The 16,394-nt window shown below is 74.1% G+C and carries 17 protein-coding genes and 1 tRNA gene; 9 read left to right on the top strand and 9 right to left on the bottom strand.

Annotation, left to right across the window (positions count from 1 at the left end; genetic code table 11):
- Nucleotides 1–34: 34 nt before the first annotated feature.
- Nucleotides 35–466, top strand: coding sequence for a hypothetical protein (locus NRO40_RS15370; protein WP_257375432.1), 432 nt, complete (start codon nt 35–37; stop codon nt 464–466).
- A gap of 143 nt (nt 467–609) precedes the next feature.
- On the opposite strand, the gene NRO40_RS15365 is transcribed toward NRO40_RS15370, so the two are convergent.
- The 4 genes from NRO40_RS15365 to NRO40_RS15350 form a co-directional block, all read right to left on the bottom strand.
- Nucleotides 610–1,026, bottom strand: coding sequence for a VOC family protein (locus NRO40_RS15365; RefSeq protein WP_058942015.1), 417 nt, complete (start codon nt 1,024–1,026; stop codon nt 610–612).
- 10 nt (nt 1,027–1,036) lie between these two features.
- Nucleotides 1,037–1,492 (bottom strand): helix-turn-helix transcriptional regulator, encoded by a 456-nt coding sequence (locus NRO40_RS15360; RefSeq protein ID WP_058942016.1) that lies wholly within the window; start codon nt 1,490–1,492, stop codon nt 1,037–1,039.
- A 782-nt stretch (nt 1,493–2,274) separates the two neighbouring features.
- Nucleotides 2,275–2,359: transfer RNA gene (locus NRO40_RS15355), tRNA-Ser, on the bottom strand.
- A gap of 172 nt (nt 2,360–2,531) precedes the next feature.
- Nucleotides 2,532–3,389, bottom strand: coding sequence for a GNAT family N-acetyltransferase (locus tag NRO40_RS15350; protein ID WP_058942017.1), 858 nt, complete (start codon nt 3,387–3,389; stop codon nt 2,532–2,534).
- A 213-nt stretch (nt 3,390–3,602) separates the two neighbouring features.
- On the opposite strand from NRO40_RS15350, the gene NRO40_RS15345 reads away from it, so the two are divergent.
- Both NRO40_RS15345 and NRO40_RS15340 read left to right on the top strand, forming a co-directional pair.
- Entirely contained in the window at nt 3,603–4,043 is a 441-nt protein-coding gene (locus tag NRO40_RS15345) for a DUF1622 domain-containing protein (RefSeq protein ID WP_058942018.1), read from the top strand.
- Nucleotides 4,040–4,351, top strand: a complete 312-nt coding sequence (locus NRO40_RS15340; protein WP_107115079.1) for a DUF1622 domain-containing protein — start codon at nt 4,040–4,042, stop codon at nt 4,349–4,351. Before NRO40_RS15345 ends, NRO40_RS15340 begins: the two co-directional genes overlap by 4 nt.
- 199 nt (nt 4,352–4,550) lie before the next feature.
- Here NRO40_RS15340 and NRO40_RS15335 read toward each other — a convergent pair whose 3' ends face one another.
- Nucleotides 4,551–4,820, bottom strand: coding sequence for a hypothetical protein (locus NRO40_RS15335; RefSeq protein ID WP_058942019.1), 270 nt, complete (start codon nt 4,818–4,820; stop codon nt 4,551–4,553).
- A gap of 8 nt (nt 4,821–4,828) precedes the next feature.
- On the opposite strand from NRO40_RS15335, the gene NRO40_RS15330 reads away from it, so the two are divergent.
- Nucleotides 4,829–4,957, top strand: coding sequence for a hypothetical protein (locus NRO40_RS15330; protein ID WP_257375431.1), 129 nt, complete (start codon nt 4,829–4,831; stop codon nt 4,955–4,957).
- Nucleotides 4,958–5,018: 61 nt separating this feature from the next.
- On the opposite strand, the gene NRO40_RS15325 is transcribed toward NRO40_RS15330, so the two are convergent.
- Nucleotides 5,019–6,779, bottom strand: coding sequence for a S1C family serine protease (locus tag NRO40_RS15325; protein ID WP_058942020.1), 1,761 nt, complete (start codon nt 6,777–6,779; stop codon nt 5,019–5,021).
- Between the two features lie 232 nt (nt 6,780–7,011).
- Between NRO40_RS15325 and NRO40_RS15320 the strand changes: the two genes are divergently transcribed.
- The 3 genes from NRO40_RS15320 to NRO40_RS15310 all read left to right on the top strand — a co-directional run bounded on the left by NRO40_RS15320 (nt 7,012) and on the right by NRO40_RS15310 (nt 9,597).
- Nucleotides 7,012–7,818, top strand: coding sequence for a glycerophosphodiester phosphodiesterase (locus tag NRO40_RS15320; protein ID WP_058942021.1), 807 nt, complete (start codon nt 7,012–7,014; stop codon nt 7,816–7,818).
- A gap of 47 nt (nt 7,819–7,865) precedes the next feature.
- Nucleotides 7,866–8,555 (top strand): ATP-binding protein, encoded by a 690-nt coding sequence (locus NRO40_RS15315; RefSeq protein ID WP_079047031.1) that lies wholly within the window; start codon nt 7,866–7,868, stop codon nt 8,553–8,555.
- A gap of 70 nt (nt 8,556–8,625) precedes the next feature.
- Nucleotides 8,626–9,597, top strand: coding sequence for a DUF5926 family protein (locus NRO40_RS15310; protein WP_058942023.1), 972 nt, complete (start codon nt 8,626–8,628; stop codon nt 9,595–9,597).
- A 345-nt stretch (nt 9,598–9,942) separates the two neighbouring features.
- On the opposite strand, the gene NRO40_RS15305 is transcribed toward NRO40_RS15310, so the two are convergent.
- Together NRO40_RS15305 and NRO40_RS15300 are read right to left on the bottom strand one after the other, a co-directional pair.
- Complete coding sequence (locus NRO40_RS15305; protein WP_198549325.1) at nt 9,943–10,698, bottom strand: hypothetical protein; 756 nt, start codon at nt 10,696–10,698, stop codon at nt 9,943–9,945.
- Between the two features lie 206 nt (nt 10,699–10,904).
- Nucleotides 10,905–11,585 (bottom strand): bifunctional DNA primase/polymerase, encoded by a 681-nt coding sequence (locus tag NRO40_RS15300; protein WP_058942024.1) that lies wholly within the window; start codon nt 11,583–11,585, stop codon nt 10,905–10,907.
- A gap of 557 nt (nt 11,586–12,142) precedes the next feature.
- On the opposite strand from NRO40_RS15300, the gene NRO40_RS15295 reads away from it, so the two are divergent.
- Nucleotides 12,143–13,897, top strand: coding sequence for a PP2C family protein-serine/threonine phosphatase (locus NRO40_RS15295; RefSeq protein WP_079047032.1), 1,755 nt, complete (start codon nt 12,143–12,145; stop codon nt 13,895–13,897).
- Between the two features lie 261 nt (nt 13,898–14,158).
- Complete coding sequence (locus NRO40_RS15290; protein WP_058942026.1) at nt 14,159–15,622, top strand: aminopeptidase P family protein; 1,464 nt, start codon at nt 14,159–14,161, stop codon at nt 15,620–15,622.
- Nucleotides 15,623–15,770: 148 nt separating this feature from the next.
- On the opposite strand, the gene NRO40_RS15285 is transcribed toward NRO40_RS15290, so the two are convergent.
- A complete protein-coding gene (locus NRO40_RS15285) occupies nt 15,771–16,217 on the bottom strand; it encodes an ATP-binding protein (protein WP_058942027.1) in 447 nt (148 codons plus the stop codon).
- Nucleotides 16,218–16,394: the final 177 nt, after the last annotated feature.

Genomic DNA, 16,394 nt, shown 5'->3' with positions numbered 1-16,394 from the left:
ACGGAACTCGCGGCACGACGGAAACGGGAGACAAGTGAAGAACTTCAAGCGAGCCCTGGGCGTCGGCGGGGCGGTCCTCGCCTGCGTCATGGCGTCGGCGACGACGGCCCACGCCGCACCGGTCAAGGGCACCGGCAAGGCGTACTACGGCTGCACCAACACGGTCTACGTGTGGAAGTCAGCCGGCAAGGTCCACGCCTACGCGCAGCAGGACTGCAAGCAGGCGAAGATCAAGATCATGCGGCCCACGATCGCGCTGTCCGGCAACAACGGAAAGCAGTTCGTGACCAAGGGCAAGGCGTGCACCAAGGTCAACACCTGTCGCACGCCCACCGTGACCCTCAAGGCGAACAAGGGCTGGACGTACCGCGCGTCCAACGCGGGGACGGGTTCCTTCGCTCAGGCCGGAGCGGCCGACTTCTGGTGGCCCACCAACACGGTCGCGCACGCGTCCCTGAAGGGCTGACACCCACCGCGGACGACGCATCCGACGCACCACAGCGGCGGCTCCCGGAATCCTCACGGTTCCGGGAGCCGCCGCGACGCGTTGCGGTCAGTCAGCCGGGTGCGTGCCGACGGGAAATCCCGCCCCGACCGGAATTCGGGTATTCAGCGCGTACGCGACTGGGTGACCCTCACCATGTTGCCCGCCGGGTCGCGGAAGGCGCAGTCACGGACGCCGTAAGGCTGGTCGATGGGCTCCTGGAGCACCTCGGCGCCGGCCGCCCGCACCCGTTCGAAGGTCGCGTCGCAGTCGCCGGTGGAGAAGATCACGCCTCGGAGCTGGCCCTTGGCCAACATCTCCGCCATCACCTGCCGGTCCGCCGGGGAGGCGTTGGGGTCGGCGAGCGGCGGTTCGAGGACGATCTCCACGTCCGGCTGCTCGGACGAACCGACGGTCACCCACCGCATGCCCTCGAACGCGACGTCGTTGCGCACCTCCAGCCCGAGGGCGTCACGGTAGAAGGCGAGCGCCTTGTCGTGGTCGTCGACGGCGATGAAGCACTGGGAAAGCTTGATGTCCATGCCGTCGACGCTACGAGGCGGCGGTGGATTCCGCTTCTCCGTTCCTGACCGGTTCACCGTTCCTGACCGGTACGCCGTTCCGCACGGGTCGCGTCAGGACCTTGGCCACGCACGCGGGGACGGCGGCACCCGCGTCGTGCCGGCGGGCCCGGTACGCGCTCGGTGTCTCGCCGACCAGCTCGGTGAAGCGCGAACTGAACGACCCGAGCGAGGTGCACCCGACGGCGAAGCAGACCTCCGTCACGCTCAGGTCCCCGCGCCGCAGCAGCGCCTTCGCCCGTTCGACGCGCCGGGTCATGAGGTAGCCGTACGGCGTCTCCCCGTAGGCGGCGCGGAAGGTGCGGGAGAAGTGCCCCGGCGACATGTGGGCGCCACGCGCCAGCGTCGGCACGTCCAGCGGCCGCGCGTACTCCCGGTCCATCACGTCCCGGGCACGACGCAGCCGCACCAGATCCTCAAGCCTCACACCCCCACCCTCCCACGCAACCCCCGAGAACGAGCCGCCCGACCGGATGGCGGGGGCCCCGTACGCGAGTGCCGGCCGTGGAGGGCGGAGGCCGGGAACTCCCCTCCCTTCTGCCACCGACCCCGGCGAAGCCCAGCCGACACGGCACCGGGCACACGACGCCCACTCCACGGTGTGCGGGTCCATGGCCGACGGGATGGGATCCGGGGTGAGTGGTGGGTTGGGTGGTGAAGGCTCGCTGCATCCGGCGTAGGTCCGGTGGGCGAGGAGCCGCGACCCGTCAAGACAACTGTTCCAGGTCGTGCCCGACGTGGTGGATCAGAGGCTGATGGGTACTCACAGGCGACTCGACGGATCGATGCACACGATCTCAGGCGCCAGCCTGCGCCTCGGCGTCTGCGGTTCGTGCGTTCCTGCGGAGGGTGATCGCACGATGGGCAGCCGACGCCGCCAGGCCAGCGAACCAGGTTCCCCCCAGGCACGGTCCAAGGAGTTCCCACCAGTCCACGACTGGCTCTGCGAGGATCCCCGCGACCCACCAAACGTCGTAGGCCACGATGCCGGTCAACCCCACGGCAACAAGAGCCGTCGTCCACCAACGCTCAGGCCACCCCTTGCTCACGATTCCCCCAGCCAGACCCGCCGATGCGGACACGCCCAGTGTGCCGTGCCCGCTACGTGCCCTCTCAAGCGGGGAGCGACGGGGAACAGCGGATGACGACAGCGCACCAGCACGCGAACGGCCCCCAACCGTGTACCTGGTCAGGGGCCGTCCCACCACGCGGTGGGTGTGGGATTTGAACCCACGGTGACTCGCGCCACGACGGTTTTCAAGACCGTTCCCTTAGGCCGCTCGGGCAACCCACCTCGCTCCGCCCGCCTGGGGCAGGGCGGGTACAGCGTACCGGCCCCCGGTCGGGTGCGGGGGCCGTGGCCCACACGGGGCGCTGGGCAGGACCGGCCCGGCACCATGGGGGCGGTGCGCCGGCCGCCCCGGGCCGGCCCCGGTGAGGAGGGGCCGGCGGTGTCGTGGGGCGGGTCATGCGAAGTCGTACACCGCCCAGTCGGTGAGCGGACCGTATCCGATGCGCCGGTAGAGGCCGTTGCTGGTGGGGTTGGCGGGGTCCGCGAACAGGAGGACGTCCGTCGCGCCCGCGGCCAGCGCGGCCCTGCTCACCTCGACCGTCACCGCTCCCGCGTAGCCGCGGCCCCGGAGGTGGGCCGGGGTGTGGACGGGGTCCACCCGGACCATGCCGCCGACCATCGCCGTCGAGCCCGCCAGGGAGACGGGAGTGCCGTCCGGGGTCTCCCAGAACGTGAACCGCTTGTCGGCGAAGCGGGAGCCGGCCCAGGAGGCGGCGTCCACGGCGGGGGCCTCTCCGACGGCATCGCAGAACTCGCCGCACCAACGGACCACGTGCTCGTGGTCCTCCTGGCCGGCGACCCGCCCCCGACCTTCCGGGCAACGCTCCGGCGGGGTGAGCGTGCCGAGACGGTACAGCCGGATCCGCTTGCGATGCGTCGGCGCCGCGCCGGTGTGCCGCCGCCACGCCTCGGTGAAAGCGGTGGCGGTGCCGTGGTCCGCGCTGACGTAGGGGAGGGAGTGCCCGAGCGCGGCCAGGTGGGCGGCGAGGGCGTCGGCGTGCTCGGCGGTGAGCGGGGTGAGGCTCAGGCCACGGGACGGGAGCCGGTAGAACGCGGCGCGGACCTCCCCCGCCCGCTCCAGCCGGCCGAAGAGGGGGACCCCGGCGCCGTGTGCGCCCGCCCCGCCCGTCCGCAGCTTCTCGGTCACCGTCAGCGGCATGGTGTGCAGGGCGGGCCGCGAACGCAGGAAGTCCCCGGCGCGGGCGAGGAAGTCGTCGACGTCTTCGGTGAGGTGCCAGTCGTCCGGTCGCATGCCTCATGATCTCGCCCGCCGGCAGGCTTGCGCCCTCCCATCCGGGTCGCGCACCAGGCGAGTTGACGCTGCCGGTCGGTACTGGCCACATCACCCGTCCCCGCGGCACGCGGGTCCGGGGCGAGGGGGTGCGGGGCCGGGTGGGGTCGTGTGACCGGGGGTGTCGGGCGCGTCGGGGTGGGGGAAGCCGGATCGGGGGGTACGCCGGGGTCTATGACTCTTTCCCTCGACCTGTTGCCCGAGGAGGACCTGCGTGAGGCGATCGGGCTGCTGGTGCGGCTGGTCGAGTCGGCCGGTGCGCTGATCATCTTCGTCGGGGCGGCGTGGGCCTTCGCGCAGTTCGTCCTCGGCATGGCGCGTGACCGGGCGCGGACCGGGGCGTTCAACCGGATCCGGCTGCGGCTCGGGCGGTTCCTCGTGCTGGGGCTGGAGTTCCAGCTCGCCGGTGACGTGCTGCGGACCGCCGTCGCGCCGAGCTTCGCCGAGATCGGCCAACTGGCCGCCATCGCCGCGATCCGGACCGCCCTCAACTACTTCCTGGGCCGCGAGATCGCCCAGGAACGTGACGAGATCGAACGCGCGGGCAAGCGGGCGGCCGCGGACGGCCCTGGGCCCGCGGCCGGCGGCGACCACGCGACCGCCGCCACACCGTGACGGCGGTCCTGCTCCAGGCGTCCGTCCTCTGTGCGGCCATGGGCCTGCTCGCGTGCCCCTTCGCCTACCGGGCGACCGGCCGCGTACCACCGACGCTGGCGGTGCTCCTGGACTTCCTCACCGCCGCGGGACTGCTGCGCCTCGCCGCAGCGCCCGACTGGAAGGGCATCGCCACGGCCGCCGCCGTCATCGCCCTCCGCAAGGTCGTCTCGGGTGCGCTCGGCCGGGCCGGCCCGTCAGCCGCCGGCCCGTCAGCCACCGGCCCGTCAGCCGCGGGCCCCCGCCACGGAGGTCACCCGCGCGGGTGAGACGCACGGCCGGCGGACGGGCGTACGCGACGCCCGCCGTCTGCGGGCGGGCCGCGCGCCCCGGCGGGCGTCGGGCGCGCGCCGGCACCGGCTCCGGCGCCGCGCCCCTGCCCTCTCGCGTGTTCCGCGCCGCCCCCTCCCAGGAGACGCCCCGGAGGGTTCCATGAACGTTCCCTGGCCCGGGTGACCCGGAGGGCCGTCATCGACGTCCGGACGGAGCGGCCGGCGAGCTCGTGGTGTCGTTCCTCGCCGCCGGCGGCTGCGCGGCCTTGTCCGCGCTCGTCCACGCGGGCGCGATGACGTACACGCTCGCCCACCACCGGCACTGGGACGTACCGGCCGCGCTCTTCGTCTCCGTCTCCTTCGCCCTGATCACGCTGCTCTCGTCCGTGCCGCGCCTGGTCGCCGAGGCCACCGTGAGCACGGGCAGCGCCTTCCCGCGCGCGCTGATCTGGGGTACGGGCTTCACGGTCGGCGGTGCTGCCGGTCGTCGCCGCTGCCATGGGCGACGCGCGGTACTCGATGTGCGCGCTGATCGGGGCCGTCACCGTGCCGGCCGTCGCCTGCTTCGGCGAGATGGCGGCGTACGCGCTCGCCGAGGCGTGACCCCCGCGGCGGAAGGCGCGGGAGGGCCTCGTCCGGGGCCCTCCCGCGCGGGGGCGGGCGGTCAGTCGCCCTTGCGCTCGCCGAGCGTGATCTGGACCTGCTTCTCCTGGCCGCCGCGCTTGTACGTCACCGTCACGGTGTCACCGGGCTTGTGCGTCCAGATCTCGCTGATCAGCGTCGGGCCGCTGTCGATGATCCGGTTGCCGAAGCGCGTGATGACGTCCCCGGGGCGCAGCCCGGCCTTGGCCGCCGGGCCGTTCGGCGTGATCGCCGCCGTACCGCCGGTGCCCTGGTCGACGATGGTCGCGCCCTCGCCCTTCTCCGTCATGTTCACGGTCGCGCCGATCATCGGGTAGACCGGCTCGCCCGTCTTGATCAGCTGCTCGGCGACGTTCTTCGCCTGGTTCACCGGGATGGCGAAGCCGAGGCCGACCGAGCCCGCCTGGGACTGTCCGAGGCCGCCGGAGCCGGGGGACTGGATGGCGGAGTTGATGCCGATGACCGCGCCGCGCGCGTCCAGCAGCGGGCCGCCGGAGTTGCCCGGGTTGATCGACGCGTCGGTCTGGAGCGCGCTCATGTACGAGTTCTTGCCGCCCGAGCCGTCGCTGGAGGCGACCGGGCGGTTCTTCGCGCTGATGATGCCGGTCGTCACCGTGTTGGAGAGGCCGAACGGGGCACCGATCGCGATCGTCGCGTCGCCGACGGCGACCTTCTCGGAGTCGCCCAGCGGGAGCGGCGTCAACCCGGAGGGGGCGTTGCGCAGCTTGAGCACCGCGACGTCGTACCCCTGTGCGCGGCCGACGACCTCGGCGTCGTACTTCTTGCCGTCGGCGAACGTCGCCGTGACCGCGCCGCCGTCCGCCGCCGACGCCACCACGTGGTTGTTGGTGACGATGTGGCCTTCCTTGTCGTAGACGAATCCGGTGCCCGTACCGCCCTCGCCCTCCGCCGCGCCCGACTTGGCCTCGATCGTGACGACGCTCGGCAGGGCCTTGGCCGCGATGGCCGCGACGGTGCCGGGGTCGCGCTTGAAGTCGGCTGGGGTGTCGCCGGCGGAGATGGTCGTCGAGGCGGAGGTGTCGTTGCGCTCGGCCGCCCAGTAGCCGAAGCCGCCGCCCACGCCACCGGCGACGAGCGCCGCGACGAGGACCGCCGCGATCAGGCCGCCGGAACGTTTGCGCGGGGACGGCGGGACGGGCGGGAGGCCCGGGGGCGTCCCCCATCCGCCCCATCCGCCGCCGTGGCCACCGCCCGCCGGGGTCTGGCCGCCGTTCGCGGGATAACCGGCAGCGGGGTAACCGGCAGCGGCCGAATGACCGCCGCCCGCCGGACCGCCTGCCTGGCCGCCCTCCTGGTGGCCGCCGCCCTGGTGGCCGCCACCGCCCTGGCCCGCGGCCGCGTGCGCGTCGGCCGGCGGGGAGCCGCCGTCGTGCGCCGGCGGCTGCTCGTGGCCGTGGGCCGCGGCGTACGCCGGAGCGGGCGCGCGGTGCGGCGGGTACGCGGGCGGCGCCGCCGGGGGCGGCGGGGTCGCGGGCCCGCCGGGGGCCGTCGTCGGGTACGCGGCCGTCGGCTGCTCCCCGGCCGGGGCGGCGGACGCCCCCGGAACCGCGGAAGCGGCGGGCGCCGCGGGCGGAGCGGTCGGCGGCGCGGGGGCCGCGGGGGCCGCGGCCGGAGGTGCCGGTGTCGTCGACGGCGCGGGCTCCGCGGCACCCGGGGCGGCGGTGGCGGGGGCGGTGGGCCGCTGGGGGGTCTCCTCGGGAGCGGGCGCGGACGGGGCGTCGGGGGCGGACGGGACCGCGTTGCCCTCGTTCTCGGTGCTCACAGCTCGTTCTCCTCGGTGTCCACGTCGTCATCCACGTCGTCGCTCGGCACGAGCCCGCCGTGCAGCGTCCGTGTGCGCACTCAGCTTTTCCTACTGCTCGTCAGGCCACTGTAAGCGGGAGCTGTGCGTCCGCCACCGCTCCTTTATCCCAGACAAATGGGACGTGCCCCGCTGCGGCCGAAGTACACCGGCCGGTGTCGGCCGGGCGGGCGAACGGTGGCACCATGTCGCGGTGACCCACGCACGACAGCACAGCATCCGAGTCGTCGCCCACCGGGGTGCCTCCGAGGAAGCGCCCGAGCACACCCTCGCCGCCTACGTGAAGGCCATCGAGGACGGGGCGGACGCCCTGGAGTGCGACGTGCGGCTCACCGCCGACGGACACCTGGTCTGCGTGCACGACCGCCGCGTGAACCGCACCTCCAACGGGCGCGGCGCGGTCTCCGCCCTGGAGCTGGCCGACCTGGCCGCCCTGGACTTCGGCTCCTGGAAGGACCGGTACGAGAGCCCCGACTGGGGCGACCCCGAGTACACCTCGGTCCTCACCCTGGAACGGCTGCTGGAGCTGGTCGCGGACGCGGGACGCCCCGTCGGGTTGGCGATCGAGACGAAGCACCCCACCCGCTGGGCGGGCCAGGTGGAGGAGCGGCTCGTCCGGCAGCTGCGCCGGTTCGGCCTGGCGGACCCGGCCACGCCGGAGGAGTCGGCCGTGCGGATCATGAGCTTCTCCGCTCGCTCGCTGCACCGCGTGGCGGCCGCCGTGCCGACGGTCCCGACCGTGTACCTCACCCAGTTCGTGTCGCCCCGCCTGCGGGACGGGCGGCTGCCCGCCGGCTCGCGGATCGCCGGCCCCTCGATCCGCATCCTGCGCAGCAACCCCACGTTCGTGGAGCGGGCCCACCGGGCCGGTCACGAGGTCCACGTGTGGACGGTCGACGATCCCGACGACGTCGACCTGTGCGTGCGCCTCGGCGTGGACGCGATCATCACGAACCGTCCCAGGCAGGTCCTGTCACAGCTGGGGCGTACGCCCCTGTAGTCACCGCGTGTGCTCCGGCGCGTTCGCACCGTGGCGGTCCGTGTCGAATGCGTCACTGGATGCGGACTGGCCGGTTTCCGGTCCAGGCCATTGGGGCATCCACTCGATGGCGTGGGGTGAAGGAGGTCTCGGGGGTGGCGTTGGTGGTGGCCCGGGAAGTGCCGACGTCGTCGAGCATGGCCGTACCCCATGGCCCTGCGGGCGTGGGCGAGGCGAGGCACCGGATGCGCGAGCACCTGCGGCGCAGCGGCGTCGCGGATCCGGTCGTCGACGACGCCGTACTGATCCTCTCCGAACTGCTCAGCAACTCCTGCCGGCACGGCAGACCGCTGGACGCGGCCGACGCCGGCGAGGGCGCCGTCCGCGCCTCCTGGCGCGTGGACGACCGCGGCGCCCTGACGGTCGAGGTCACGGACGGGGGCGGACCGACCCGGCCTGCGCCGTCCACGCCGTCGGTCACCGCGCGCGGCGGCCGCGGGCTGAACATCATCGACGCGCTCTCCCACGAGTGGGGCGTACGGGACGGCGCGGCCGGCGAGGTGACGGTCTGGGCCCTCGTCGCGGGGTCGGCGCCGCGGCCGGACGGTGCCGCTCCGCGCGTCAACGGCCGGCGCCGCGACCCCTCGCCGCTCGCGGGCGGGCACTTCCCCGGCGCGCGGGCCGCTCGGGCGGGCGCGGCCGCGGTACCGCTCGTGGGCGATCTCGGCTTCCTCGACGTGTACGGGGACGCCGACTGAGGCCCGGGGTCCTCCCGTACGGCTAGGCTCGCGGCCGACACCGGACCGCGTTCCATCGGGAGACCCACGCATGGCCAAGAAGCGCCCCCAGAAGAAGTCCGCCGGCGCACCGCAGGTGACGAACGGCGAGGTGCCGGTCGTCGGCGCCCGGGAGCCCTGCCCGTGCGGTTCGGGCCGCCGCTACAAGGCCTGCCACGGCCGGGCCGCCGCGCACGCGGTCACCGAGCTCGTCCAGCGCCCCTTCGAGGGCCTGGCCGGCGAGTGCGACTGGGTCGCGCTGCGCGAGCTGGTCCCGGCGGCCACCGCGCCGCTGCGCCTGAAGGGCGGGCTGCCGGACGGCGTGCCGTCGGTGACGCTCGCGACCGTCCTGCCGATGGCCTGGCCGGCGCTGCGCCGCGACGACGGCTCCGTCCTGCTGGCCCTGCAGAACGACACGTCCTCCGGTGACCTCAGCCGCGACCTGGCGGACACCCTCCAGCGCGCTCTGGAGGCCGAGCCGGGCACGCCCGTCGCCGCCCGCCGCGTACCGGCGGAGGGGCCGCGCCTGCAGGACCTGCTCGACGCGGAGGCGGGCTTCGAGCCGGCCGTCCACACGGGCTTCGAGTTCTGGGTGCCCGAGTCCGCGGACAGCGCCTCGCCCGAGGTCGCCGCCTCCCTGGAGCGGGCCAACGCCGCAGCCATCCCGACGGTGAAGCTGCCGGGCGTGGACGCCGCGTACTGGTGCGAGACGCCGGACAAGAACCACCTGCGGTGGGTCATGCCGCACCCGGAGGAGGAGCTGCTCGACGCGCTCGCCCGGCTGCACGCCGCGGGGACGTCGTCGCTCGGTGAGGGCACCCGGCTCGTCGGTTCGTTCCGGGCGCACGGCCTGGTCGTCCCGGTGTGGGACCTGCCGACCGGGATGACGGCGGCGGACTGCGAGAAGCCGGCCGCGGCGTTCGCGGAGCGGCTCGCGGGCGCGCTGGCCTCGGACGCGCCGCTGACGGCGGAGGAGCGGCGGGCGCGCGGCGGGCTCACCAACCGTCAGGTCACGCTCAGCTGAACCATCGGGGCGGCGTCGGTCCCGCGGGTCGGGCCCGGGGGCCGGGCCCGTGGGTCGGGCCCGGGAGCCGGTTCGGTAGGTCCGTTCCGTGGGTCCGTTCCGCGGGTCGGTCCCGGGTCTGTTCCGCGGGCAGGTCGGCGGTCGGTTCCGCGAGTCCGGCTGGATCTTTACCTGGCCCTTACCGGCCGGTAAATAGCTGTCCGAATAAGCGAGATCGAATTTGCGAACCGCCGATCTCTTGTTACCGTTCTAGAAGCCCGGTCGCTGGTGCATCCCCCGTCGCCAGCGACCGGGTTCTTGCTTTTTCCCGGAATCCGACCTTCCGGTTCGCTTCCGCCCGTCGGCTCAGCCGGCCCGCGACGGCGCGCGCACGCTTCCGGACCGCAGCAGCAGCGGGCCATCCGGGTCCCCGCCCGCCGCGAACTCCGCGACCGCCGTGTACCCCTCCGCCCCGCCACGCCCCTCTTCACGTGGGGTTTCGCAGGTTCCGGGTTCGTCGACCGCCGGGACCACGCAGTGCGTGCGCACCGTACGGCCGGCCGGTCCCATGAGGCTGAGGATCGCCCGCAGCTCCTCGCCCCTGGTGTTGCGGTAGTAGGTCCGCGCCCACGTCGCCGCCCCGTCGGCGACCACGCAGGTCTGCGCCTCGACGCCTCGCGGGGAGACGAGGGCCGGGCCGCAGTGCGTGACGCGCCCCGCGCCCGTCGCATCCGACGGGTCGGCAGTTTCGGTCATCCGGCGGGCCGGTGTCCCTTTCCGGCCGGATCCGCCGGAGGCGTCTGACGCATCGGGGGCGTCTGACGCGTCGGCTCCGTCGGACTCGGCTCCGTCGGCTCCGTCGGACCCGTCGGCCGACGTGCCGCCCGTGCCCGTGCCGGTGGCGGGGCGCGCGTCCGTGGCCGTACCGGGCACGGGGCGCGTGTCGGCGGGGACGTGTGCCGAGAGGGCGCCGGGGGGCGGGGCGACCGCCACCGGGCCCGGCCCGCCGCCGGTGACGAACCCCGCCTCGCGGGGGCCGCCGGCCGGTCCGGCCGTCGCCACGAGCGGCAGCAGCGTGGCGGCGACCACGAGGGCGCCGAGCCCGATCATGCGGAGGTTCATGGGTGTCCCACCTGACCCGTGGGGCCTGTCGGGTGACTGACGGTGGGGCGACGATATCGGTGACGGGCGCGCGCCTTCCGGGCCGCGCGCCCGTTTCCCGTACAAGTCGGCCGGGCGTCACACCCGTACGAGTGACCCGTCTGTGTGGGGTGCCCCCGGTGACGCCTCCTGCGGCGTCCTCTGCGGCACCTCCGGCGGGCGAGGGGTCAGTAGCGGAGCCGGCTGCCGCCGTCCGGCGCGCCCGCGCTCGCCTCGACGAGGGCGTCCAGGACCGTCTCCACGTCCGGCAGCCACGGCGCGGCGCCCGCGAGCGGCGGCCGCTCCCAGCGCACGGCGCCCGTGCCGGTCTCCGACGGCGGCAGCACCAGGTAGCCGCCGTCACCGTGGAAGCGGAGCGAACTGGGCACGCAGTCCTTCGTGTACAGGAGTTCGCCGAGCCGTTCCAGGGAGTAGGGGGCCACCAGGAGTGACCAGCGCGTGGGCGTCGCCACGACGGGGCCGAGGCGCAGACCGCCCCGGTCCAGCACCGCGAGGGCGCGCGCGCCGGCGAGGGCCGGGAGGCTGATCGCGCAGGGTGCGCGACCGCCCGTGGCCAGGACGACGGGGGCGTCCGGCCGGTTGGTCCACCACCAGCGGATCATCCGCTGGTCGGTGGTGGCCGCGAGCAGGCCGGGGTCGAAGGGGTGGGCGCCGGGGACGACGCAGTCGGGATCTGGGCAGGCGCAGCCGCGCTGCCGGTCGCCGCGGCCACCCGTCGCCTTGAGCCCCACTCCGGGGAGGACGGGCCACTGCCACCCGGTGGCGCTGAGGAGCGCCGCGTCGAGGTGGGCGTTGCCCTTCCTGCGCCCGAACCGGAGCCTGCGTCGCCTACCGAGGATCTCGCGCATAGGCGCTCGTTCCTTTCCGTTGAACGCCGAGGTCCACATCACATCAACATGTGTGCGTTACTTCACTGTGCGTACGGGGCGGCACACTGCCGCCCTGGCCACCGGCAGGGGCGCCGCGCGGCCGGACGAGCGCCGCTTGTGGGGCCGGCGTCAGCCGATTCCATGGAGCGCGTGGCGAGGGGTGGCGCGAGCAGGGCGCCTTTCCGTACCACCGGTGCGGTTCCGTCGGGACGGCACCGCCGAACCGGCACCGCTTGCGTGCCGCCGCGCCGTCCCGCTGGTTCTCTCCCCGCCAGGCGTACGCGAGGCCGGGGCGCGCCCTCGGCGGTGAGGACGCCGGGGCTCCCCGCCGGGTTCCGGGCCTGCCCCAACTTCCCCTGGCCTCCACCGATTACGTACCCCGCGCGCTCGGAATGACGCCGTCGCCCGAGCCGGCTGGGTGTCGCCTCGGGTGGTGCCCCTTGTCGAACGCGCTCAGTCGACCGCAAAACCTGCCCATCGGGGCTATTTTTTGGCCAAGTTCAGCATCGCACAGACACCACACGTCCCGCAGGACAATGCTGGACATCCCCTCACGTCTACGTGTACATGTGGATGCACTGATAGCGGCGCAGCATGACATGCGGATTGACATGGGGGTTTGCGATGCTATTGAGCAAAGAAGAGCAGCCGGAAAGCCGGCTGCCATGAGCGCCCCTCACCTGCCGAAAGTGGCCGGAATCGATCCGACGGTTCCCTCCCCTGCGCACACTGCAACGCCCCTCCCGGGCATCCCCGCCGCTGCCCCCGCACCCGGCGCGCAGATCCAGGACCGGCTGGCGGGCTGGGTATCCGACCTGACCACCCTCCACGAACTGACCGAGCGCCTCGCCCGGACACGCACCCTCGACGAGGCGCTGCGCGAACTCCTGCGGGCCGGTGCCGCCCTCGTCGGGGCCCGTCGCGGCATGGCCGTCCTCGAACCCGCCGACGGGCACGGCCCCACCACGACCATCGGCCTCGGGCTCGCCCACGCCGACCTCGGCACCATCGAGACCGTGCCGCGCGGCGCCACCTCGTACGGCCGCCTCCTCGACGGGCTGCCCGGCGTGCCGCCGCCCGACCGGCCGCCCGCTTCCGACCCCGCGCCGGACCCCGCCGCGCCGGCCGTGGGCGCGTCCCCGGCCGCCGTGCCCGGCCCCCTCGCCGCCCCGGACCTGGCCACCCCTGACCTGGCCGCCCCCGGCCCCGCCGCTCCGGGCCCCGGCGCCTCAGTCCCCGCCGTTCCGGACCTCCTGGCCCCCGGCCCCGCAGCCCCGGACCTCGCCGCTCCGGATCTCCTCGGTGACGAGCGGCTGGACCCGCGCCACCGCGAGGTCGCCGCCCGCCTGGGCTTCGCCGCCAGTTACGCGCTGCCGCTCGACGCCGAGGACACCGGCCGCCTCGGCGCCGCCGTCTGGCTGTACGACGAACCGGCCGAGCCCGACGCCCGCCGCCGCCACCTCGTCGGCCTCTACGGGCGGTACGCCTCCGAGCACCTGGCCCGGCTCCTGGAGCTGGAGCGGGGGCGCGCCGAGATCGCCACCATCACGGAGGAACTGCTGCCCACCCGGATGCCGCGCGTTCCGGGCGTGCGCCTCGCCGCGCGGCACGTCCCCGGGGCGCGCGGCGGCGGTGACTGGTACGACGCGCTGCCGCTCCCGGAGGGGGCCCTCGGCCTGGCCGTCGGCTCCGTCTCGGGGTCGGGACCGAGCGCCCTGGCCGCCATGGGGCGGTTGCGGGCCTCGCTGCGCGCGTACGCGGTGATGGAGGGTGAGGATCCGGTCGCCGTCCTGTCCGACCTGGAGCTGCTGCTGCGGCTCACGGAACCGGCGCGATCCGCGACCGCGCTGTTCGCCTTCGCCGAGCCTGTGCGGCGGAAGATCGTGCTGGCCGGCGCCGGCCACGCCCCGCCGCTGGTCGTGGGCGACCGTCGCACCGAGTACGTCGAGACGTCGCTGTCGGCGCCGCTCGGGATGCTCTCCTGCTGGGAGGCGCCGAGCGTCGACCTCGTGGTCGAGCCCGGGGAGACCGTGCTGCTGTACACGGACGGGTTGCTGCGGCGGATCGGCGGCCCGGTGGACCGCGCCTTCGCCCGGCTGCACGCCGCCGCGGCCGGTGTGCCGAGGGCCGACCGCGCCGACCCCGGGGCGGTCGCCGACCACGTGCTGCGGCTGGTGCTCGCCGGGGCCTCCCCGGACGGACCGGACGGCGGCTCGGCGGGCGGTCGGAGCGGTCGGCGGGGCCAGGACGGCGACGAGGACGTCGTGATGCTCGCCGCCCGCTTCGACTAGGCCCTGGGTCCCCGCCCGCGCCCCGGGGCGGTGCCGCGTCCAGGGACGCGACCGGGGACGGGACCGGACCGGAAACAGAGGGCCGGAACGGCGCCGGGACCCGTGTGGGGACCAGGGGCCGGGGCCTTTCGGTCAGGTACCGGCGGACCGCTTCTTCACCCCTGGGCCTCCTTACGCACGCCCGTACGATGGTGGACGTGACCCCGGGCCCCTCAGGCCCGGGTCAGGGGGTTCAGTGTCGTACCTGAAGGAGGCGGACCCGTGGCCGATGAGCTCACTCCGGAAACCCCGGAGAGCGACGAAGAGGCGATCCAGCAGCGCAAGAACGGCCTGTACTGGGGCGTCTCCGACGAACTCGCCGAGAACATGAAGACCGGCTGGGCCGACACCGAGCTGCGGGACCTGCGGCCCGTCGCGCAGGCCGCGCACACGGCGGCCCGCCGTGCCGCGCTCTCGGCCCGCTTCCCCGGCGAGCGCCTGGTGGTCCCGGCGGGCAATCTGAAGACCCGCGCGAACGACACGGAGTACAGCTTCCGCGCCGCCACCGAGTACGCCTACCTCACCGGCAACCAGACCGAGGACGGCGTCCTCGTGCTGGAGCCGAAGGCCGGCGGCGAGGGCCACGACGCGACGCTGTGCCTGCTGCCCCGATCCGACCGGGAGAACGGCGAGTTCTGGCTCTCCGGCCAGGGGGAGCTGTGGGTGGGCCGCCGCCACTCGCTGAGCGAGGCCGCCACCCTGTACGGCATCCCCACCGACGACGTGCGCGAGCTGGCCGGCAGGCTGCGCGAGGCCACCGGCCCCGTCCGCGTCGTGCGCGGCTACGACGCCGGCATCGAGAAGGCCCTCACCGACAAGGTCACCGCCGAGCGGGACGAGGAGCTGCGCGTCTTCCTCTCCGAGGCGCGGCTCGTGAAGGACGACTTCGAGATCGCCGAGCTGGAGAAGGCGTGCGCCTCCACGGCGCGCGGCTTCGAGGACGTCGTCAAGGTCCTCGACAAGGCCGAGGCGACCTCCGAGCGCTACATCGAGGGCACCTTCTTCCTGCGCGCCCGCGTCGAGGGCAACGACGTCGGGTACGGCTCGATCTGCGCCGCCGGCCCGCACGCCTGCACCCTCCACTGGGTCCGCAACGACGGCCCGGTCCGCTCCGGTGACCTGCTCCTGCTGGACGCCGGCGTGGAGACCACCGAGCTGTACACCGCCGACGTGACGCGGACGCTGCCCATCTCCGGCACGTTCACCGACATCCAGCGGAAGATCTACGACGCCGTCTACGAGGCGCAGGAGGCGGGCATCGCGGCGGTCAAGCCGGGCGCCGCGTTCCGCGACTTCCACGACGCCGCCCAGCGCGTCCTCGCCGAGAAGCTCGTCGAGTGGGGCCTGCTGGAGGGTCCGGTCGAGCGCGTCCTGGAGCTGGGGCTCCAGCGCCGCTGGACCCTGCACGGCACCGGCCACATGCTCGGCATGGACGTCCACGACTGCGCCGCCGCGCGCACCGAGGCGTACGTCGCGGGCACGCTGGAGCCGGGCATGTGCCTGACGGTCGAGCCGGGTCTGTACTTCCAGACGGACGACCTCACCGTCCCGGAGGAGTACCGGGGCATCGGTGTCCGGATCGAGGACGACATCCTGGTCACCGAGGACGGCAACCGGAACCTCTCGGACGCCCTGCCGCGCACCTCCGCCGAGGTCGAGACGTGGATGGCGAATCTGAAGGGCTGAGCCGTCGCGGTACGACGACAGCGTCCCCCCGCCGGAAGACCGGTGGGGGGACGCTCGCGTTTCACGTGAAACATCGACGCGCACGGGCGCACGGGCCGCACCACGCGGCCGCTGTTTCACGTGAAACAGCGGCCGCGGGCTCCCGCCGTCAGGTGGTCAGGGCGAGGGGCGCGTCCGCGCGCCACTTCACGATCTTGTCGAAGGAGACGACGGCACCGCCCCGCCCGGCCCTGTTGCCGAAGTGGACGTGGTCGGCGAGCTCCTCGATGAGGCGCAGCCCCCGCCCTCCCTCGGCGTCGACCGGTGCCGGGCCCGGGGGCATCGCGCGCAGCGGGCCTGCCGGGAAACCGGGGCCCGAGTCGGAGACCTCGATGCAGCACTTCTCCCCGTCGAGGTACGCGGTGACCCGGAACTCCGCGGAGCCGTCGCCGGCATGCTCCACGGCGTTCGCACAGGCTTCCCCGAGGGCGAGAGACAGGTCGTAGGAGGTGTCCGGGTCGACGCCCGCGGTCTCCATGGCGCCGAGGAGGAGGCGACGGGCGAGCGGGACGCTCGCAGCCTCGCGCCGCAAATGGAGGGACCACCAGATGCTCATGCTGAAGCCTCCCGGCCGCGGCTCGACATGTCGTTACGTATTGCCCCGTATTCGCTCAGTAAGCATGGAGTTGACGCCGCCTACCCCGTTCAGCGGAAGTGCGTGCCCCGGACGCCGGTGCAGGGGGAGACGGCCGGCGCCTTTCGGGGATTCCGGCGCCAAAGGCGACGTACCGGA

Origin of the sequence: Streptomyces changanensis (assembly GCF_024600715.1) — a bacterium.
Classification (GTDB): domain Bacteria; phylum Actinomycetota; class Actinomycetes; order Streptomycetales; family Streptomycetaceae; genus Streptomyces; species Streptomyces changanensis.
This window is presented reverse-complemented; position numbering and strand designations above follow the sequence as displayed.